This is a genomic window from Photobacterium sp. TY1-4, from assembly GCF_025398175.1.
In the GTDB taxonomy this organism is placed as follows: Bacteria; Pseudomonadota; Gammaproteobacteria; order Enterobacterales; family Vibrionaceae; genus Photobacterium.
Map to the genome: position 1 here is coordinate 218,959 of NZ_CP099735.1, position 20,610 is coordinate 239,568.

The window sequence follows — 20,610 nt, forward strand, 5'->3', positions numbered from 1 at the left end:
CCGCTATCGGAGAGAACGATGAAAGACGAACAAGTATTAAAACAAGTAGCTGACATGGTTGGTATTGCCGATAGTTATGTCAGTGCCTGGGGAGATGAAGCCAAGGTCGACCCTGAAACGATCCGTCGTTTGCTGGCCGCTTTGGGTTACGACACGAAAAGTGATGAAGCGCTGCTGGAATCCGCCAACAAGAAACTGCGCCCGGATGTGCTGGCGCCGGTGAAGGTGGTTCGCAGTGGTGAGCCGATGCACATTACGATGCACCTTGGCCTGAGTGCTCGCATCAGCGATTTCAGCTGGCGTCTGGAAACTGAGCAGGGTGAAGTGATGGAAGGCTGGCTGCAATCTCAGCTGATCAGCGATGATCGCGCCGAGGGCGGCCCGTTGGTCTTTGCCCTGCCAAATGAACTGGCCTGGGGTTATCACAAGCTGGAAGTGTACCGTAAGCGTCGTAAATCTCCGTTTGAAATGACTTTGATCGTCACCCCTCAGTCTTGTTACAAGCAAGAAGCCTTGCGCAATGACAAGAAACTCTGGGGTACCAGCGTTCAGCTGTATTCTATTCGGACCAATCATAACTGGGGCATTGGTGATTTTGGCGACCTGAAACAATTGGTGGCCGATGTTGCCGCGCGCGGCGGGGATTTTGTCGGCCTGAATCCGATTCATTCGCTGTTCCCGGCCAACCCGGAGGGCGCCAGCCCATACAGCCCGTCATCACGCCGTTGGCTGAACCTGATGTATATCGACGTCAGCTCCGTACCGGAATTCGGTCAGAGCGATGAAGCACAGCAGCTGGTCGGCAGTCAGGCATTTCAGCAGCGCCTGACTGAAGCGCGTGATGCAAACTGGGTGAACTACAGTGAAGTGTCCTGCCTGAAAATGGCGGTCCTGCCGATGCTGTTTGAGACCTTCTGTGAGCGCCATCTGGCCCAGAAAACGGCTCGTGCGCAGCAGTTCCTCGATTTCGTTGCGCAGGGCGGAGAGAGCCTGTTGCACCAGGCGGCCTTCGATGCTCTGCATGCACACCTGAAACAGGACGATGACAACGTCTGGGGCTGGCCGGTCTTCCCTGAGGCTTATCGTCACTTCGATAACCCGGCGGTCCAGACCTTCATGAAGCAACACGGCAAGGAAGTTCAGCTGTATATGTACCTGCAGTGGCTTGCCGACACGCAACTGGCTGAGGTCAATGAGCTGGCTGAAGAGAAAGGCATGGTCATCGGTCTGTATCGTGATCTGGCCGTTGGTGTGTGTGATTCCGGTGCTGAAACCTGGGCGGATCACGGCGCGCTGTGTCAGGACGCCAGTGTTGGTGCGCCACCGGATATCCTGGGGCCGCTGGGTCAGAACTGGGGCTTGCCGCCTCTAAACCCGGAAGTGCTGAAAGAAACAGCCTACGAGCCGTATGTGCAGTTGCTGCGCGCCAATATGCGCAGTTGCGGTGCTTTGCGAATTGACCACGTGTTAGGCCTGCTACGCCTGTGGTGGATCCCGAAAGGTGAGGGCGCGAAAAACGGGGCGTACATCTACTACCCGGTCGACGATATGATGGCGATCCTGGCACTGGAAAGTCACCGTCACCAGTGTACGGTGATCGGAGAAGACCTCGGAACTGTTCCGGATGAGATTGTTGATAAATTGGCGACTGCGGGCATCCATTCGTACAAAGTTTTCTTCTTCGAGACCGCGGAAGATGGCGGCTTCTATTCGCCGGCGCATTATCCGCAGCAGTCGATGGCGGCGCTGTGTACCCATGATATGCCGACCTTGCGTGGGTTCTGGCACTGCGACGATTTGAAAATGGGTCAGGAACTGGGGCTTTACCCGGATGAAGCGCAGTTGCAAGGCTTGTTCGATGGCCGTGCTGAGAGCAAACAGAAAATCCTTGATAGTTTGGCATGGCATGGTTATCTTCCAGAAGGCGTTGGGCATAATGCTGCATATGTCCCGATGGACCGCTACTTGAGTGAAGGCATGCAACTTCACCTCGCCGCAGGTGGTAGTGCGCTGCTGAGCTTGCAGCTGGAAGACTGGTTGGAAATGGATCAGCCGGTGAATATCCCGGGAACCGTGGACGAGTACCCGAACTGGCGTCGGAAGTTGTCAGCCACGTTGGATGATATTTTCACCCGCGAGCACATTATTGACCTGACTCGACGCTTGACCGAAACACGAGCCAAAGCCACCCACCAATAGTCAACCAGGAGTGACGTGTTGGACACCATGACAGTGACCCGCAAGAATAAGGAATACATGCAGCTCGAAAGAGCTGCATTTTCAGACCCGTTCTCTTTCTTAGGCCCGCAATACCAATCAGATGACCTCGCACTTCGGGTTTGGATCCCCGGGGCAGACAGTGTGGTTGCCGTCACTGCGGACGGTGAGCGATTCCCGATGATCCGCGAAGCAGACAGCGGATTTGCCTTGACGGATGAAGTGGATTTCACCACCGCCTTGTATCAGCTGGAGATCTGCTGGCCGGACAGTCGCCAGACGATTTATGACCCGTATCAGTTCCATCATCTGCTGCCAGCAGGTGAAGCTCTGACGACGCCTTCGCTGATGCATAGCGAGATGGGCGCGCAGTTGGTCACCCTCAACCGGGGCGGCCAGCCGGTTACCGGGGTCCGCTTCCTGTTGTTTGCGCCCAACGCTTCCGCGGTGAGTGTTGTGGGTCACTTTAATGGCTGGGATGGCCGTCGTCATCCGTTGCAAAAGCTGGATCAGGGTTTGTGGGGGCTGTTTATCCCGGGCCTGTCGGAAGGCGAACTGTATAAGTTCGAGCTCAAAGACAGTCAGGGCAAAGGGCTGCCGCACAAGGCCGACCCTTGGGGCTATCATGGTGAGCAATACCCGTCTTTTGCCTCTGTTGTTTATGATCAGTCCCGTTATCAATGGCGTGATCAGTCATGGCAATCCCGCCCGGTCACAGCCAAACACCAGCAAGCGCTGTCATTTTATGAATTGCATGCGGGCTCCTGGCGTACCAAAGAGAATGGCGATTTCCTCAATTACCGCGAACTGGCCGATGAGCTGATCCCGTATCTGACGGACATGGGCTACACCCATGTGGAGCTGATGCCGATTTCCGAGCACCCGTTCTATGGATCCTGGGGCTATCAACCGATTGGTTTATTTGCGCCGACCAGCCGGTATGGCTCGCCGGATGACTTCAAATATTTTGTCGATCAGTGCCATCAGGCCGGGATTGGGGTGGTGCTGGACTGGGTGCCGGCGCATTTCCCATCAGACGATCATGGCCTGGCGAACTTTGATGGCACAGCCTTGTTTAATGACCCGGATCCGCGTCGTGGTTGGCATCAGGACTGGCAAAGTTATATCTATGATTACGGCCGCGAGCATGTCCGTCGTTTCCTGGTCTCGAACGCTTTGTTCTGGTTTGAGCATTATCACATCGACGGTTTGCGGGTGGATGCGGTTGCCTCCATGCTCTATCTGGATTATTCCCGAGAGCACGACCAGTGGCTCCCGAATCACGAAGGCGGCAACGTCAATTTTGATGCCGTCAGTCTGTTGCGCTGGATGAATGAGGAAGTGTACCGTCTGTATCCGAATGCCATGACCATTGCCGAAGAATCGACGGCTTATCCCGGCGTCTCCAAGCCCACCGATCAGGGGGGATTGGGTTTCGGTTTTAAGTGGAATATGGGGTGGATGCACGACAGTCTCTCCTATATGAAAGAAGAGCCGGTGCATCGTAAGTATCACCACAATACGATCACCTTCCCGATGGTGTATGCCTTCAGCGAAAACTATGTATTGTCGCTCTCTCATGATGAAGTGGTGTACGGCAAAGGATCGCTGCTCAATAAAATGCCGGGTGATGAATGGCAGCAAACCGCCAACCTGCGTGCGTTTATGGGCTATATGTACGGCCAGCCGGGCAAGAAGTTGAACTTTATGGGTGCTGAAATTGCGCAAAGCGCTGAGTGGGCCCATGAAGGTCAGCTGGAGTGGCACTGGTTGCAGTATCCGCGCCATCACGGGATGCAGGCACTCGTTCGCGACTTGAACCATTTATACACCCAAACTCCGGCACTATACGAGCAAGATTGTGCCCCATCCGGGTTTGAGTGGCGCGTTCAGGATGACGCGGAGCAAAGTGTTTTGGTGCATGAGCGCTTTGCCCAGAACGGAGACAAAGTCCTGGTGGTGACGAACTTTACGCCGGTTCCACGGCAGGGCTATACCCTGGGTGTTCCGGTGGAAGGGGAATATGAGTTGCTGCTGAACACCGATGATTCGCTGTATTGGGGGAGTCAGGCGTCGGTGACGGCGAATGCCAAAACCAGCCCAATCCCGTGCCATGGACTACCTTATTCGATGTCGATTGATTTGCCGCCGCTGGCGACCCTGTTCTTTGCGTTCAAGGCAAAGTAGGTCAATATGTCCATCAGTGAATAGAATTGATAAAAACTCTTCAAGCCCGTGATCGTTATCGCGGGCTTTGTCGTTTTATAGGCCGGAAAATACGTGTAACCTAGGTCTGTTCGTTTTTTGTACTTAATGTGTTATTTTTTTGACTTTATATGTCAAATTTATCTCACATCAAAGTATTGCTGTGGAATGAATGTCATAATCATCGCGCAATAATGTTTCAGAAAAGTTACCTTCAATACTTCGTACGACAAAAATAAAACGACAAGAGATAAGAATGACAAAAACCACCCTCCAAAACTCGGCACTCAGTGGGGGCCGAGCTGTCGATTATTCAGATGCGGTTGATTTGATTTCAACCACAGACCCGAAGAGCTATGTGACTTATGCCAACCAGAGCTTTTGCGACGTAGCCGGTTATACCGAAGAAGAGTTATTCGGTCAGCCACATAACGTGGTCCGACATCAAGACATGCCGAAAACGGCCTTTGGCCAGCTGTGGAAATATGCTCAAGCGGGCAAAAGCTGGATGGGGGTGGTCAAAAACCGATGTAAAAATGGCGACTATTATTGGGTCTCGGCCTTTGTGACGCCGATCACCGATGCCAAAGGTCAGATCATCGAGTATCAATCGGTCCGAAGTCGTCCGAGTTCTGAAGAGGTCAACCGGGCAGCGAAAGCCTATGCCAGTTTGGATCAGGACGGTGGCAGAACATTCCGTTTTCGTCAGGGCATGTTGATCAATGCGTTGCTGGGGTCGGCGCTGACCGGCTCGCTACTGCCGATCTTTATCGATGTTCCTGTGATGTACTGTGCACTGCTGTCCTTGATTCTTCTGGCAGGTTTTGCGTTAAGTTTGCAGGCAAGTGCTCGGTTGAACACCATTCGCCAGCATGCACAGAGTGCGTACGATAACCCGCTGATGGAGCCGATTTACACCGGTAAGCTGGATGATTTCTCGCCGATTGAATTAGCGCTGCGGATGCGTAAATCTGAGCTTCGGGCCATTGTCGGCCGGGCCAGCGAAACATCGGGTGACATTTTGCTGTCGGCTGAAGATGAGTTTGCCAATGCGCAGCAAATCAAAACCAATCTGGCTCGCCAGACACAGGCGACGGAAGAGGTGAGTGTGGCGATGGGGCAGATGGCTTCGTCGATCCGTGAAGTGGCTGAAAGCGCGGCTCAGGCGTCAAACCTGACGACGCAGGCACAGGAAATGGCGATCAGCGGGCAAACCAGCGTGGAAACGACCATGGATTCCGTTCAGTCCCTGTATCGGGAGCTGGATAACTCGAAAACGGTGATCAACGCGCTGTCGGACAGCAGTCGCCAGATTGAAGGGATCCTGGACGTCATCGGCTCGATTGCCGATCAGACCAATTTGCTGGCACTGAACGCCGCGATTGAAGCTGCTCGCGCCGGGGAAGCCGGGCGTGGATTTGCCGTCGTTGCCGATGAAGTCCGCTCGCTGGCTCAGAAAACCCAGTCCTCGACCAGCGAGATCCATCAGATGATCAATCGGTTGCAACAAACAGCTGGCCAGGCGGTCGAGGCGGTTGAGCGCGGGAGTGAGTTGTCCGAGCACTGTCGTCAGCAGGCCAATGAAACCGGTGAGCGACTGAAGGAAATCAATGCAATGCTGGATCAGGTGACGGACAGCAGCCACCAGATTGCATCGGCCGTGGAAGAGCAGGCTGGCGTCAGCGATGAAATTGCGCATAATGTGGAGCAGATCAGCGATTTATCCGTAGCGACGGCTGAAACCAGTGATCGTTCTGTAGAAAGTACGCGGATGTTGGTTGAGCGGTTGGAGGCGTTGCAACGCCTGATGGTGCAATTCAAACGCGCCTGATACCGCCAAATTACGATGAGGTTTACCGGGGACGATTGGCTTTTGCCAATCGTCCTTTTTTCTCTTTCTTTCTTTTTACTTTTTAGTTCAGTTGGTGTTGAGGCTGGTGTTGCATTGATTCTAATGCGCTCACCCTGCGTTGCTGATGCGCGGGAAAGCTGGCTTCCCGAAGTTGACGGATTTCCGACGCTTGTTCCTGAGCTGTGAAACCGGGATCGGCGAGGATCGTGTCGCGACGAGCCAGATACTGCTGCAAGGTCTCCTGAAAGTGCTGTCGTTTTTGTGTGAGTTGAGTTAATCGCTCAGCTGCTTCTGGTCCGACTAAAGCTTGCTGTTGCAGGTAGCGCTCTTGCGAAGTTAGCGTATAGGTTTGCTGGAGTTGGCTGAGCAGCGTCGCATTGTGGTAGCTTTTCCGCAGATCCGGCGACAGACGGCTTAGCTCCTGTTGCCATAGTGTTTGATAATCCGCGTCACTGGTGGCCTGGCGTTTGAGGGCTAGCTGGGTCAAGGCCAGTTGCCTGAGCTGATTTTCTTCTGAAAATAACTGGGTTTGCTGCTCGGCAGAAAAGAATTGTTGTTGCAAGATCAGTAACTGTTCATGTAACACTTGCAGCGCCTCAGGCGCCAGAGTGTCGACATCCGGGAGATTCAGGGTTTGCAGGGCAGCCTTGTAATCCACAAATTGCTGGAACAAGGATTCGTCAAGCTGGTGAGATGTGGCCTGAGCTTGATTATAACTTTCCAGATGATCACTGATCGCGGGCAGGTTGACCTCACCGAGCCCTGACAGGAAATATTCGAAGGTATCCCGCGATGATTCGCGATCAACCTGAGTATCCAGCTGCGAAGCAGCCAGAATAGGAGACTCATCGGAGAATTGGTTGTCAGTGACCGCACCGACGGTCACTACCACACCCAGTACCGCAAGTACGGTCTTTTTCATGATTACAATCCTTGTAACTGTAAACGATTCGCGTGCTGACGATAGAGGGTCGTAGGTGCGGTCTCAAACAGGTGGGTTGCACCCAGCAGACCGTTGATCTCGTCTAAGTGGTTTATCTTATAATCGTTGCGGATCACTTTACCGAGATGGGTGCTACACTGGCCGACCAGACCGTCATTGGGCTCGTTAAAAGCCAGTCCCAGCACCATCATGGCGCCATCCGTTGGATCCAGCGCGTTGGTGAAGTTACTGACGCCGGTCCAGGAGTAGTAATACACCCCATTATCAGCCACATAGTCGCCTTCACCGCAGGCGGTTTGCGGCACCCCTTCCGGATATTTTTGATTGAAGGCCAGTGAGCCTTCGGTAGTCAGGGCTGCCAGGGACGCCAACGGATCCTGAGGCAGCGCGCTGCCGCCGGACAGCAGGTTGATGAGTGACACCAGCCCTTCAGCCAGGGTCACCGCAAAGTTTTCCGGTAAAGAGCCCGGCGCGACTTGTCCGCGGACAATATCAGCGATACGCGAGCCTTTGTGGACTCCGCCGACACTGGTCACGGATGCAACCAATTCAGGGGCAACCGAAGCGACATAGCGTGCGGTCGGTCCGCCATGGCTGTGGCCGATCAGGTTCACCTTCTCGGCACCGCTGACAGCAAGCACTTCTTCCACTTGCGTCAGCAGTTGTTCGCCGCGCAGCTCGGTGCTGTTGGTGGCAGACACTTGGGCAACGTAGACGGTTGCGCCGCTTTTGCTCAGCGCTTGCGGAATGCCGTAGAAATAGTCAATACCGGCGAGGGTATCAAAGCCAAACAGGCCATGAACCAGAACAATTGGATACTTTGTTTCGGTATAGCCTTTCTGGTCGAGGCTGCTCGCTGAAGTCCCGGCAAAACCGGTTAGCGGCAGCAGACAGAAAAGCAGTAGGGGGATGATACGTTTCAAAGTTTACTCTCCTTGTTAGACCTCCGATGAGTAAGATCTAGCCTAGTCCGTTTCGGTTGGAACGGACTGATAAATCACTGAATTGTGATCTGGTGCCAATTCACCGTCGGATTTTCAACAGGCATAAAAAAGCGGCCCATGAGGACCGCCTTGAGTAAATTTGTGTCGTGTAAGCTTGTGTAGCGCTGGGCTTACTTGAATTCAGCAGCGCGCATCCGGTTGAGCACGGCCATCACTTCAATCACCCGGGGTTTGGCCAGATCACCATGCTTCGGCATCATCTGGAACCAGTTTTGATCCAGCAACTTCGCAAAGGCTTTGCTTGGCGTATTTTCCCAGCCTTTTTGCTGCGCCAGCAGGAACCACAGCCAACCGACCGTATGCAGCTGACTGGCATCTGCGACTTGCTCCAGTGCTTGCAGGTCAATAAATTCGCGGCCGAAGCGCAGTGAATTCTTACTTTTCACCTGGATGCGGAACTTGCCGTCTTCCAGCATGGTTTGCAATGCGGAGCGGTTCAGTTTGCGGGTACGCGGCAGACACAGCTCAGTCGAGCCTTCCAATTGACGGCGAGTCGGGTGAGAGGCAACGACTTCGCGTGCTTTGTCCGTCACATCAATGGCTTCGTAGTTGTGCATCTGGATAACCGTGTCAGCCACATCCAGATAATCCCCGGATCCGCCCATGACCAGCAGTACAGATACATCCAGCTGGTCGCGGATCAGGGAGATCCGATCAACGAGTGGGGTGATTGGCTCATCGCTTTTGGCGATCAGCGCCTGCATCCGTTCGTCACGGATCATGAAGTTAGACGCTGAAGTATCTTCGTCAATCAGCAGGGTTTTCGCGCCGGCTTCCAGCGATTCCTGCAACCAGGAGGCCTGAGAAGTCGAGCCCGATGCGTTTTGCGTGCTAAAAGATGCGGTATCTTTACCCATTGGCAGGTTACTGATGTATGGCGTCAGGTCGACCTGGTGCACACAACGGCCATCCTCGGCACGGATTTTTGTGGCGGAATCATCAGTCACGATGTAGTCGCGACCATCCCCGGGAACGTGATCGTACACCGAGCTCTCAATGGCATTGAGCAGGGTCGATTTACCGTGGAAGCCACCGCCGACAATCATGGTAATGCCTTTCGGGATCCCCATGCCGCGGACTTTGCCTTTATGTGGCGCTTCAAGTTCAATCGCCAGTTTTTCCGGGCTGATAAACGGGATGGCGTCAGGCAGTGGCAGCTCGCTGTTCCCGGCAAGGCGTGGCAGAACAGACTCATCCGCGACAAATGCCACGAGGTTGTGCGCTTGAAGCTGGCGACGCAGCGCGACCTGATCTTCAACCGTTTCACAATGGCGTTTCAATTCATCCATCGGCAACTCACGCGCAATTGTTGCACGGCGGATGATTTTCGGCATGGTGAAGGTCAGCAGGTTCAGGGTTTTCTTGGCAATGATGGTGCGACCATCGGAGGGCAAATCAACGCGGAAGCGAAGCTCAATGCCTTCGTCGTCAAATACCACTGCTGTGCGATCCAGGATGGTTTGCCCCGGACGATCGATCTGAATTTCATTCACTTGCTGGGCAAGATCGGCAAACTGGCGGGCAATGAAATCACGGGCAGCGCGCTGGTAATCGGCAGACTGCTCTTTTAACCAGGCCAAATCGGTCAGGGACCATTGGCGACGAGCGCGGACTCGGGAAGCCGGGGCGAAGGGATCGGCCTGGGTTGTATCGATGAAAAAGTCGAAGTCAACGAAATGATATTCCCCGCGTAAGCTGGAATAGCTGCGGTAGTTATGACGGTCAATTTTTTGTAGTTTGGCTTCGAGTAATTGCATATCGCCTCGATATCGTTCGTTGATAATTCCGGGGGGCGGATTTTACACGAAAGGATTGTTAATCGGTATCTTTATCTCCTTTCGTTCCTGAAGCATAGCGGTTTTGACCCGTGAAACCATTTTCTCAATTCGGTTCTCAATTCAGTCGCTCATCCGGATAGGGGCAGTTGCTCGGTTTCCACTTTGGTCTAATTGTGAATTGGCGGGAAGGCGCTAAGTTGGTAGCTAGACGGAACACAGCAGGGAAGGGAGAAGTCATGCTGGAAACCTCATTGAAAATTGTGGAAATCATGTTGATCGCTTCCGGCTTGCTGTTGATCACCAAAAGTGTTTTTCAGTACGGCACGCGAACCCGGGACTGGTCCGGCGTTGTTAAAATGTTCTACAAGCGTGTCAGCATGAATGTTGCAGAATATAAAGCCTATCGGCTGGGAGTCAGTGCTTTCATCCTGGGTGTCCTGGTTCGGATTGTTAATCTGACTCTCTGGCCTTTCTAAACTTGTGTTACGGTGCACTCTTCCGGGCTGGAATGGACGCACCAGAGTGACAGGGTGACGGTGAGGCATCACCCAAGAGGTTCTCCGGCAGAATTTATCTGCCAGCAGCTATCCGGCACTGCAGCGTGATGTTTCGTGAAGTGATGCAATGATACGATCTTCCAACACGCATTAAGTCGTGCGTCATGACTCGGTTCGGGGGCGGGGGAGCACCAGTACCGCTTTGATGCCGCCAAGCGCGCTTCGATCTAAGGTCAACGATCCACGATAGCTGTGTGCGAGCTCATTGACGATGCTCAAGCCCAGCCCACTTCCCGGTGTTGTCTCATCCAGGCGGATCCCGCGTTGTAAAACGGTATGATAATCCTCGTCGTCCATCCCGGGCCCGTCATCCTCGATGGTGATACTGACGGTATGTGCGTTGCCTGCGGTTTGATGGACGCGGATCAGGTGACTGGCCCACTTGTAGCTATTCTCAATCAGGTTGCCCACCATTTCATCGAGATCGCGCGTTTCAACTGCGACAACCAGTTCGCTGTCGAGTTCATTGACCAGCGTCACGGCCCGCTCGGCGTACACCTTGTCCATCGCCATCGCAATGGCATCCACCCGAACAGCAGGGGCACTCCTGGCCGCTAAGACATTTGCAGCACCAGCCATCCGGGCCCGGCCGAGATGGTAGTCGATGTGTTGCCGAAGTTGCGTTAGCGCCGGAGTGAGTTGCTGTTGGTCTGCCGGGGTGAGGTTGGCCACTTCGTTGGTCAAGATAGCAATCGGCGTTTTCAGCGCATGGGAGAGGTTGCCGGCATGATTGCGAGCGCGCTCCAGCAGCTCCTGATAGTGAAAAAGCAGCGCATTGAGATCGTCAATCACAGGTTTGACCTCAATCGGGTAGGTCCCGGTCAGATCCCTGGCTTCACCATCCCGTACATGTTTGAGATTTTGCCGCAAGGTACGCAGGGGGAGCAGCGACCAACTGATCTGGAGCCAGATTAAAACCAGGATCCCGGCGGCCATGGTCAGCAGGATCAACCACAGCCCCTGGGTCAGTTGCTGTAGGGTCGCATTGAGCTTGGCTTGATCTGAAGCCACCATTAAGGTGACGGGCGCGTCACTTTCCGGTAGCAAGATTGTGCGTTGGACGAGCAACAGGGATTGCTGTTTCGGACCGGTATAACCGTTTTCTTCATTCCCGGCAATCCGTGCGTCCCACAAAGACCGGGAGCGGAACTGCTGGCCATTGACCTGAATGGTCCAGTAGAGCCCGCTGTATGGCGAGCGAAATCTCGGATTGGACAGCTTTTCCGGCAGGCTCACCCGACCGTCGGCACCGAATTCAACCCGTGCGGTGAGTTCATCGACATACAAAGCAAGCTGCTGCTGCTCCTGATCGATCAGGTAGCGCTTGATAAAGTTCGGCACCAGGTAACCGGCGGCCAGCGTGATCGTGATCAGCCATACGGCGGCTGCCAGTAGCAGACGACTGCGCAGACTGGGCAGTCGTCGGGTGATTAACTTATTCAGCATTGATCCGGTACCCGAGCCCCCGTACCGTTTGAATGGCTTGGCTGTCGATTTTTCGGCGGATCCGGCCGATGAAGACCTCTATTGTATTGGAGTCCCGGTCAAAGTCCTGTTTATAGATATGCTCAACCAGTTCGGTGCGTGAAATCACCTTATTGACGTGATGCATCATGTAAGACAGCACTTTAAATTCCAGCGCCGTGAGCTCAACGACTTCACCCCGATACAGAACTTTCGAAGTTCGGGTATCCAGGCTGATCCCATTGGCCTGGATCACGGGGGAGGCATTGCCGGAAGAGCGCCGGAGCTGGGCTCGCAAACGGGCCACCAGCTCCACCATCTGAAACGGCTTGGTCAGGTAGTCATCGGCCCCGGCGTTGAGGCCTTCGACTCGCTGGGTGAGCTCGTCACGGGCACTGAGGATCACCACCGGGCAGCTGACGTTTTCATCCCGGATCCCTTTCAGCACGGTCAGGCCATCCAGTTTCGGCAGGCCTAAATCCAGGACAATGGCGTCCCAGGGTTCGGAAGTGGCACGGTAGAGGGCATCGATGCCGTCTGTTGACAGCTCTGCAACCCAGCCGGTCTGCTCCAGCCCATGCACGATTTGTTCGCCCAGTGTCAGTTCGTCTTCGACAACCAGTATTTTCATTCAGCTACCTTGATGATGTTTTCCAGATGACGGCCTTTGATTTCAATCATAGTCAGTGATGTCGCATCATATTTCACTTTGATGATGTTGTTTTCGGGATCGATTAACTTGAGCTCGTACACCCATTGGTCGTCGTCTTCTTCAAGTTCTACCTTGATGATCCGCCCGTGGAGTTGCCGGCTGACCACGAGTTGCAGGGCGGCGTAGGGTTGAACCCGTCCCTGTTGTACCGCTTCGATGACTTCGTCCTGATCTTCGGAGATTTCCACAGACGGCGCGGCAAGCCCGCCAGGCGAGACCAGAAGTGCCCAGAGCAGGAAGCATTGAATCAGCAGTGGCCGTACGAATTGATTAATTAGCATATTGAGAGTGTAAGGTTGTGTTGATGAACCAAAAATGAATAGAGGCTTTACTGCCGTAATACTTTAACGTTTTTGTAAGATAATGGCGCGCAAAGGATAACAATTCAGATATTCAATGGGCGATTCAGTGATCTTATACTCATCCTTAAGGGTTACGACTAGCATATTATTCTGTGTGCATATATATTCAGTGAAGAAATCAAGTAGTTTTTAGTAGGATATTCTATGCGTTTAAGCCTCAAAATGAAGCTTGTGTTATCAAGCGTGTCATTGATCTTTATTACGATTCTGGTGTTTGGCGGCATTGCTTACCAGACACTCAAAGAGCAGGCCTGGCAGGCGATTGAAAGCGAAGGCCTGCGAACGGCACAAGCGTATAGTCGGGGCGTGGATGACTGGTTTCACGGGCGCCAGCTAGCCGTGGAAGCGACCGTGAACGCGATTGAACGGGATCCGAATCTGGACATCGTGGGCCATTTGAAGCAAACCCTGACCTCCGGCGGGTTTGGCCTGGCCTATTACGGGACCCGGGAAGGGGTGATGCACCGTCATGATCCGTCATTAAATAAAGCCGGTTATGATCCGCGTAGTCGTGGCTGGTACAAAGAAGCGTCTGCGGCCGGGAAGCAAATTACCACCATGCCGTATGTTAGCCATACCATGCAAACTCTGGTCGTGACTCTGGCAGAGCCTGTCTATGTGAAGGGCGAGATGCTGGGTGTGGTCGGTGCTAACCTGGCGTTGGATAAGCTGGTGAAGGACATTCTGGATATTCAGGTTTCGGGGGATGGTTATGCCATGCTGCTTGATCTGAACAGTGATCGGGTGGTAGCTCATCCAAATAAGGCAATGCAGATGAAGTCGCTGGCTGAGCTTGGCCGGGGCATGAATGTGCAGGATCTCAAGCAGGCAGCGGCGTCAGACCGGCTGCTGTTCACCCAGCTTGGTGGTCGGGACAAGGCCGTTGTGGTCGATGTGATTCCCAATACTGGGTGGGCCATTACCCTGGTTATGGATAAAGAAACGCTCGAAGCGCCTCTGCAAGCCTTGCTGATGCAGGTGATCCTGATTGGCCTGTTGATCCTGGTTACGGTTTCTGTTTTCACGGCCTGGCTGGTAGCTAAACTGCTTCAGGGATTGGATCGTGTTTCATCGGCGTTGTCTGATATTGCCGACGGTGATGGGGACCTGACCGTCCGTATTGCGGTTCATTCTGATGATGAAGTCGGTCGTCTGGCAGAGAATTTCAACCATTTCGTGTCCCGTTTGCATACCATGGCGGTGAATCTGCGTGATATTACCCTGCAGTTGAATCACTCCGCGGCGGAAACTGCGGGTGCTGCGGCTGAGCGAAGTGAACGAATCCGCCGTCAGCAGGACGAGATCACCATGGTGGCCACGGCGGTCACTGAGATGGCCAGCGCGACCCACGAAATTGCAGGCAATGCCGACAACACGGCTAAAACGGCTGAAAATGCGGTGGCCATGTCTGAAGAAGGTCATGCCCAGGTCAGCCAAAGCCAGTCGTCGATTGGTAACCTGGCGCAGGAAGTGAACAGTGCGGTGGGGATCATTGAGGATCTGAATGAGCATGCACTGAAGATCAGCTCCATTCTGGCCACGATCCGGGCTATCGCCGAGCAGACTAACCTGCTGGCATTGAATGCGGCCATTGAAGCGGCGCGCGCCGGGGATCAGGGCCGGGGCTTTGCTGTGGTTGCCGATGAGGTCCGGGTATTGTCGCAACGCACCCATACCTCAACGGAAGAAATCCAGGGCATGATCGAAACCCTGCAATCGACCACCAAGCAGGCAGTGATGGTGATGTCGGACAGCCATCACCTGGCCGAGACCAGTGTTCAGGATGTTGATGCCGCGGGCACCAGCATCAACAGCATTGCACGCGAGATCAATGTGATTAGCGATATGGCGACCCAAATTGCGTCGGCGGCGGAGGAGCAGTCAAGCGTGACCGCCGAGATCAGCCGCAACACCGAAGGGGTCCAGGAAGTTGCCAACCAGCTGGCGCAGGAAGCGCAGGAAGCGGCCAGTCAGGCGGATGGGCTGAAGCGTCTGGCCGATAAGCTGGAGCTCGAAGTGAAACGATACAAGCTGTAAGCCTGAACTGATGGCATGAATCACGAAGCCGCTCAACAGAGCGGCTTTTTTCTGCCTGAAGGGTGACAGGAGCATACATTTTCAATTCCATATCTGAAATCTGAAATCTGAAATCTGAAATCTGAAATCTGAAATCTGAAATCTGAAATCTGAAATCCGAAATCTGAAATCTGAAATCCGAAATCTGAAATCCGAAATCCGAAATCTGAAATCCGAAATCCAAGCCCGAAACTGCAAGTCCTAAGCTCCAAGACTAGCGCCTAGCTATCCGGGGAGTGTCGCTGACGAAGATAACGGGCGAAGCGGGGGAGTCCGTGGCTGGTATAGCCACTGTAGCGATACTGGATAGTACTGCCGAGCGGAGGCGGATTTTCCCGGTCGGCATCACTAAACCCGGAGCCAATCTTAAATTTTTGATTCTTTGCGGTCAGCACCCAAACAGAGCCCATCAGCCCTTCATATTTTCCCTGACCTTCCTCGTAACCCACGACAATGGCCTCGGCATCCTGGAAGTGTTTCAGCTTCAACAGCTGGCTTGAACGTCCCGGCTGATAACGGTTGTGTTGGTGTTGCAGGATCAGGCCTTCTCCCTGATTGGCGGTCAGGGTGTCTAATGCTGACTCCAGTTCGGGCAAGCTGGTATAGCGTCGTTGCGGCACGAGTTGGATAAACCGACGATCAATTCGGGTGATGAGTTCGGAAAGCTGGTGCAACCGCTCCTCAAAGGGGCCCTTGGCATCGGGCAAGTCAAAGGCCATGAATTGAATGTGTTGCCACTGGACCGGATCGGGCTGATGATCCAGCACAGTTGTCGTGACGCGCTGGAATTGGTGACGACCGGCCCAGAGCTCGCCATCGAGGGCAATGTGCTGGGGGAAAGCCGCCAGAAACCATTCTGGGGCATGAATGAGATTCCCTGTGCGGGTCACGAGTTGGGTACCGGTCCAGCGGGCACGAATGCCATCCAGCTTTTCGCTGACATAATAGGCGGTAATGTCATCCATCAGTCCGTTGGTGTGTTTCAGTTGCTCTGAGTCGAGGGTTGCGGGTTTCATCAACACCGGGGCATCGGCTGCCTGAAGATGAAACGGGGAAATCATCAGCGAAATACTTGCTGCTAACCGGGTTAAACCGGAGTGTGGGAAAATCCGGGTCGAATGTGTCATACGGGTCACCCATGGAAGTTGTGCTAATTGAAGTGACGTTATGGGGCCGATGGCGTTTGGTAAACGGCTTTTCTGGCCGTCACGCGAAAATTGCGGTGTCAGGCGAAAAGTCGCCGCAATTACCGGTAATACCGACCCTGCTGGTTGCGAGCAGCGTTCCAGCTTACTCGTTCATTTCCGGGTAAAAAAGTCAATGAATAACCACTGGATAACCTTGTTGAATATGGCTGAGGTTGGCAGGCTCGGGTAAAATCAGCGGCTTTGATGATTTAACCCGTCGACCCTCTTGATACAGTGACGTATAACCATGCAATTAGCGCAAACCTCTGTGGGTGATTTCCTCCGCCGAAAACAGATCGACCTTTCAGTCAGAACCTATCTGGTACATGCCATGAGCTTCATGGCGCTTGGCCTGTTTTCTTCGCTTTTAATTGGATCAATTCTCAATACCCTTGGGACGAAATTCGGTATCCCATTGTTTTCCGAGACTTTGTGGCCCATTGCCAGACAGATGACCGGCCCGGCGATTGGTGTCGCCGTGGCATATGCCCTGAAAGCGCCGCCGCTGGTGCTGTTTTCAGCCACCACGGCGGGGGCTGCCGGTGCGGCGCTGGGCGGACCGGTCGGGGCGTTTATCGCGACGGTCGCCGCCACAGAGTGCGGCAAGTTGGTTGCCAATGAAACCAAAGTGGACATATTGTTGACCCCGGCTGTGACGGTGCTCGTCGGTGTGGGCGTTGGCACCCTGGTCGGCCCGTCAGTTGCGGCGTTAATGACCGCTTTGGGTGATCTCATTATGTCAGCGACACAGTTGCAGCCGTTACTCATGGGGGCAGTCGTCGCGGTGCTGATGGGCATGGCGCTGACGTTGCCAATCAGTAGTGCGGCGATTGCCATTATGCTGAGTCTGAATGGTCTGGCCGCCGGGGCTGCGACTGTGGGGTGCTGCGCGCAGATGATCGGGTTTGCCGTGATGAGCTTCCGGGAAAACCGCTGGGGCGGCGTCGTTGCCCAGGGGCTGGGAACGTCCATGCTGCAAATGCCGAACATCATCAATAATTATAAAATCTGGCTGCCGCCGATATTGGCCTCAGCAATTCTGGGCCCAATCGCGACGGTTGTGTTTGCCATGGAAAATACGCCATTGGGCGCGGGGATGGGGACGGCCGGGCTGGTCGGTCAGATCCAGTCTTTCATTGCTCTGGATGGCGCCGGTTGGCAGGGAAGCGATATTTATGGGGCAATTATGTTGCTGCACTTTATCCTGCCGGCCCTGCTGACTTGGGGGATTGCGGAGGTGATGCGTAAGGCCGGATGGATCAAGCCGGGGGATCTGACGTTAGACCTCAACTCGAAGTAATCTGGTTGGTATCAGGAAGGGGCAGGATTCTGCCCCTTTTTTCATTCCTGCGGCGGCTCAATTTCAATAAATTGATAGAAAGCTGACATAACCTGGATATCTAACTGATATTATTCGTCTATTAATAGAGTCATGTTGGCCGGGCTGCTATGGGGCTTCTGCCGCGACCTGATTTGGAAAGGGATGATTATTTGTGGGTGTTACGGGTATGACATCATCTTGGAAAGCTTCATTACTGGCTGGGTTTATTCTCGGCGGTGTTCTTGCTTCGGCGGTTTGGCATCGGTCGCCGGGACCAACGCTGGAAGAGTATGAACAACTACAACAGAAAAATGCTGATTTGCTCACCAAGCAACAGCAGTTGGAAGTGCGCTTTGAGGCTTATCAAACCGAGCAGGCCCTGAAAGTTGAAGGGTTAAATGAGCAACTGACACAAGCCAAAGCGAACCTTGAGAAGCAGAAAGCCGTTTATGAACAGCAGTTTTCGTCGCTGAAACAGCAGCAGAAGAAGCTGGCGGTAACTAAAAAGCAGTTGGATACACAGGTGGTCGAACTCAAGTCGACCGCTGAGAAGCAGCAGGCCGTTCTGAATGACTCAAAAGCTTTGTATCAGCAGCAGTTGTTGTTGCAGAAACAAGTCGCTCAGGCCGAAGCGGATGTGAAGAAAGCCAAGCGGGTCGCGGATGAATTCAAGCAAGCCTGCGACGAGTTTAAGTCGGGTTCGGGCTGGAACTGGGTGTCCCAGGCTGACTGCGACAAGTTCAATGCCAAACTCCGGGCGGTGTCAGAGCAGGAAGCTCAGTTGACGGCATTGCAAAATGAGTTGGATGCGCTGAATCAAAAGATTGAAGTCAGCTTACCCAAGAAGTAAGCTCAAGAATCATATCAAATGGATAAGGCGAAGCTCAGGCTTCGCCTTTTTTTGAGGTCTTTTTTTTAAGGTCTTTTCAGGAGTGAAGTCACAATGAATCTGTTGCGCAATATCCCCGCTTCATTACCGGCTGAAGTGTTTGAAGATATCGTGAATACCCCGACGGTCCGGATTGAGCGGATCCTTTCCCGGGGCCATACAACGCCGGAAACGGATTGGTATGATCAGGATGAACATGAATGGGTGCTGGTGGTGAAAGGGGAGGCAAAGATTTTGTTTGAAGCCGACCAACGGGAAATCCATTTACAGGAAGGCGATTACCTGAATATTCCAGCCCATACCCGCCACCAGGTCTCCTGGACGCGCCCGGGGCAGGATACGGTTTGGCTGGCGGTGTTCTATCACTGAACGTGCGGCGTTCTGCGACAGGAAACCAGCGCCGGTTCAGCAGATTTGGCCCCTTTGACACGTTATTCCGTCACCCTGGTTTCTTCGTATACCACGTGGTTCAAAGTTTCGCTTCAGGTATTGCTCAAGGGGCTTGATACAAGCGCGCCATCGCCGTCGGGAAGTTTCTTTCTTCTGCGAGTTGCTCCGCTTTACGGATCACCTCAGCGGGATCCAGGCCAGTCATCATCGGCAATTGTTGCTCCAACGGTAAATCAAGCCCGACAAGGGCAGGAAGGAGCTGCTCCTCAATCAGCTGCTTGACGACTTGGTTCGCCGCAGAGAGGGCAGACGAAGCTTTGACAATTTCAGCCCGGGCATACCGTTGACCGGCAAATGACAGGTCGGCCGCGCGCAGGGACGGATCATCGCCCGGGATCTGCTGCGCGCCGAATAGCGGGTTCCCGCCGACGGTCGCTGTGTGGTAAGCCGGTACAAACTGGGTCATATGTTGAATGGCACGTGTCGTCCGGGTATGAATCTCATCGGGTTGCCAGCCTTCGCGAAGCTTGCGGTTAAAGCGCGCTTCCAGCATGGGTTGTGCACTAGAATGGCTGTTTCGGGCCAGCCCATCCTTGAACAGGGTAATGTCTGGCGTCATGCCATGTAGCTGGAAGTAGCCTTCCGGATATGGGGTCAGCTGCGCCATTCCATTGGGAGTCCCGCGCTCGCCGTGAAAAATCACTTCCGGCCAGACCCCTGTGCAGTCGGCCCAGTGGGTAATGTAGGCGGCTTTAAATTCGACCATGCGGTCGCGCGGCAGTTGCGCCATATCGTCGAGGATCCCGGTTCTGAAACCACAGGCGTTAATCAGATAATCGACCTCTGTGGTGTGGGTGCGGTGATCCTCACTTTGCGGGTCGTATTGCTGAAAGGCAACAGACCAGCGTTGGGTTTTCTGATCTTGTTCAATATCAACCACTTGGGCTTGCGTGTGTACCCGGCAACTCGGTAGTTGTTCGGCGGCCAGCACCGCAGTGGCCGCCAGGCGGAACACACTCAGGCCGTACTCCTGAACCAGCACCAGTGGGAACTTGAACGAATCAAATTCCAGGTTTTTGGCGACGGGGATCATCCAGTCGTCCAGGGAGGCCGGGGTTGTCGGGAGCGGCGCGAGCGCCAGTTGTTCCAACGCCTCACGGCTGTAGAGCTTGTAATACTGCTGCGGGTCGCCCAGCACTTCGTTGGCCGGGTCGTCTACAACCAATGCCAGGTAGGTTTGTTGCAGCCGCTGAAGCCTTGGCAGCAGGGCTTCCGGATCCCCAGGGTCGCGTTGCGGGACGGCAATGACAGTCGGACGGATGTTGGCAGCGTGTGGGAAGATTCGGAGTGTATCGATCGATTCGTGAAGCAGGGTCAGGCACTGTTGTTCAGAGATTTCACGGTACAGATTGCCGCCTGCGTGAAGGTGACAAATCGGCGGACCGTTCACCAGACTGGCACCGGCTTCGAATAGCTCAACCTCAACGCCCAGTTCAGCCAGGCGAAGGGCAATTGTCGAACCCGCGATACCACCACCGACAACACCGATCTTGAAAGGCTGCTGTGGGTCAGTGCTGTGGGAACCGTAAACATTCATCATCTGCTGAAAGTCGCTTTTGTCATACCTTGAGAATGGTTCCCATTTTACTGTGC

Annotated in this window: 17 protein-coding genes; 9 read left to right on the forward strand and 8 right to left on the reverse strand. The window is 54.0% G+C overall.

Translation table 11 applies throughout. The annotated features are described in order from the left end of the window. The first annotated feature begins 18 nt into the window (after window positions 1–18). From malQ to NH461_RS17595, 3 genes are all read left to right on the forward strand, one after another. The gene (gene malQ / locus NH461_RS17585) at window positions 19–2,199 is read left to right on the forward strand and encodes a 4-alpha-glucanotransferase (RefSeq protein WP_261603916.1); all 2,181 of its coding nucleotides are present in this window, start codon (window positions 19–21) and stop codon (window positions 2,197–2,199) included. 57 nt (window positions 2,200–2,256) lie between these two features. Next, a complete protein-coding gene (glgB, locus tag NH461_RS17590; RefSeq protein ID WP_261604568.1) occupies window positions 2,257–4,404 on the forward strand; it encodes a 1,4-alpha-glucan branching protein GlgB in 2,148 nt (715 codons plus the stop codon). A 274-nt stretch (window positions 4,405–4,678) separates the two neighbouring features. Further along, window positions 4,679–6,253 carry a methyl-accepting chemotaxis protein gene (locus NH461_RS17595; protein WP_261603917.1) on the forward strand — a complete coding sequence of 525 codons (1,575 nt, stop codon included), beginning with the start codon at window positions 4,679–4,681 and terminating at the stop codon, window positions 6,251–6,253. A gap of 82 nt (window positions 6,254–6,335) precedes the next feature. Here NH461_RS17595 and NH461_RS17600 read toward each other — a convergent pair whose 3' ends face one another. From NH461_RS17600 to NH461_RS17610, 3 genes are all read right to left on the reverse strand, one after another. Next, window positions 6,336–7,196 carry a lipase secretion chaperone gene (locus NH461_RS17600; RefSeq protein WP_261603918.1) on the reverse strand — a complete coding sequence of 287 codons (861 nt, stop codon included), beginning with the start codon at window positions 7,194–7,196 and terminating at the stop codon, window positions 6,336–6,338. A 2-nt stretch (window positions 7,197–7,198) separates the two neighbouring features. Next, window positions 7,199–8,140: a triacylglycerol lipase gene (locus NH461_RS17605; protein ID WP_315903260.1), complete on the reverse strand. Its 942-nt coding sequence runs from the start codon at window positions 8,138–8,140 to the stop codon at window positions 7,199–7,201. A gap of 191 nt (window positions 8,141–8,331) precedes the next feature. Then, complete coding sequence (locus tag NH461_RS17610) at window positions 8,332–9,978, reverse strand: ABC-ATPase domain-containing protein (RefSeq protein WP_261603919.1); 1,647 nt, start codon at window positions 9,976–9,978, stop codon at window positions 8,332–8,334. A gap of 257 nt (window positions 9,979–10,235) precedes the next feature. On the opposite strand from NH461_RS17610, the gene NH461_RS17615 reads away from it, so the two are divergent. Beyond that, window positions 10,236–10,475 carry a CDK5RAP3 family protein gene (locus tag NH461_RS17615; RefSeq protein WP_261603920.1) on the forward strand — a complete coding sequence of 80 codons (240 nt, stop codon included), beginning with the start codon at window positions 10,236–10,238 and terminating at the stop codon, window positions 10,473–10,475. A gap of 183 nt (window positions 10,476–10,658) precedes the next feature. On the opposite strand, the gene NH461_RS17620 is transcribed toward NH461_RS17615, so the two are convergent. From NH461_RS17620 to NH461_RS17630, 3 genes are read right to left on the reverse strand one after another with little or no spacing between them, the layout of a single operon-like run. After that, on the reverse strand, window positions 10,659–12,002 hold the full coding sequence (locus tag NH461_RS17620) for an ATP-binding protein (RefSeq protein ID WP_261603921.1): 1,344 nt from the start codon (window positions 12,000–12,002) through the stop codon (window positions 10,659–10,661). Continuing rightward, window positions 11,992–12,651, reverse strand: coding sequence for a response regulator transcription factor (locus NH461_RS17625; protein ID WP_261603922.1), 660 nt, complete (start codon window positions 12,649–12,651; stop codon window positions 11,992–11,994). The genes NH461_RS17620 and NH461_RS17625 overlap by 11 nt, the downstream gene beginning before the upstream one ends. Next, a complete protein-coding gene (locus tag NH461_RS17630; RefSeq protein ID WP_261603923.1) occupies window positions 12,648–13,013 on the reverse strand; it encodes a PepSY domain-containing protein in 366 nt (121 codons plus the stop codon). The genes NH461_RS17625 and NH461_RS17630 overlap by 4 nt, the downstream gene beginning before the upstream one ends. A gap of 225 nt (window positions 13,014–13,238) precedes the next feature. Here NH461_RS17630 and NH461_RS17635 point away from each other — a divergent pair, with 225 nt between their 5' ends. Beyond that, window positions 13,239–15,131, forward strand: a complete 1,893-nt coding sequence (locus NH461_RS17635) for a methyl-accepting chemotaxis protein (RefSeq protein WP_261603924.1) — start codon at window positions 13,239–13,241, stop codon at window positions 15,129–15,131. A gap of 260 nt (window positions 15,132–15,391) precedes the next feature. Here NH461_RS17635 and NH461_RS17640 read toward each other — a convergent pair whose 3' ends face one another. Further along, a complete protein-coding gene (locus tag NH461_RS17640; RefSeq protein ID WP_261603925.1) occupies window positions 15,392–16,297 on the reverse strand; it encodes a DNA ligase in 906 nt (301 codons plus the stop codon). An 11-nt stretch (window positions 16,298–16,308) separates the two neighbouring features. On the opposite strand from NH461_RS17640, the gene NH461_RS17645 reads away from it, so the two are divergent. The 4 genes from NH461_RS17645 (at window position 16,309) to NH461_RS17660 (ending at window position 18,936) form a co-directional block, all read left to right on the forward strand. After that, window positions 16,309–16,482: a hypothetical protein gene (locus NH461_RS17645; protein ID WP_261603926.1), complete on the forward strand. Its 174-nt coding sequence runs from the start codon at window positions 16,309–16,311 to the stop codon at window positions 16,480–16,482. A gap of 122 nt (window positions 16,483–16,604) precedes the next feature. Continuing rightward, window positions 16,605–17,657, forward strand: a complete 1,053-nt coding sequence (locus NH461_RS17650; protein ID WP_261603927.1) for a PTS transporter subunit IIC — start codon at window positions 16,605–16,607, stop codon at window positions 17,655–17,657. Window positions 17,658–17,865: 208 nt separating this feature from the next. Next, a complete protein-coding gene (locus NH461_RS17655) occupies window positions 17,866–18,528 on the forward strand; it encodes a chromosome segregation ATPase (RefSeq protein ID WP_261603928.1) in 663 nt (220 codons plus the stop codon). A 93-nt stretch (window positions 18,529–18,621) separates the two neighbouring features. Continuing rightward, window positions 18,622–18,936, forward strand: a complete 315-nt coding sequence (locus NH461_RS17660) for a cupin domain-containing protein (RefSeq protein WP_261603929.1) — start codon at window positions 18,622–18,624, stop codon at window positions 18,934–18,936. Between the two features lie 124 nt (window positions 18,937–19,060). Here NH461_RS17660 and NH461_RS17665 read toward each other — a convergent pair whose 3' ends face one another. Beyond that, window positions 19,061–20,557, reverse strand: a complete 1,497-nt coding sequence (locus tag NH461_RS17665; RefSeq protein ID WP_315903261.1) for an NAD(P)-binding protein — start codon at window positions 20,555–20,557, stop codon at window positions 19,061–19,063. Window positions 20,558–20,610 lie beyond the last annotated feature (53 nt).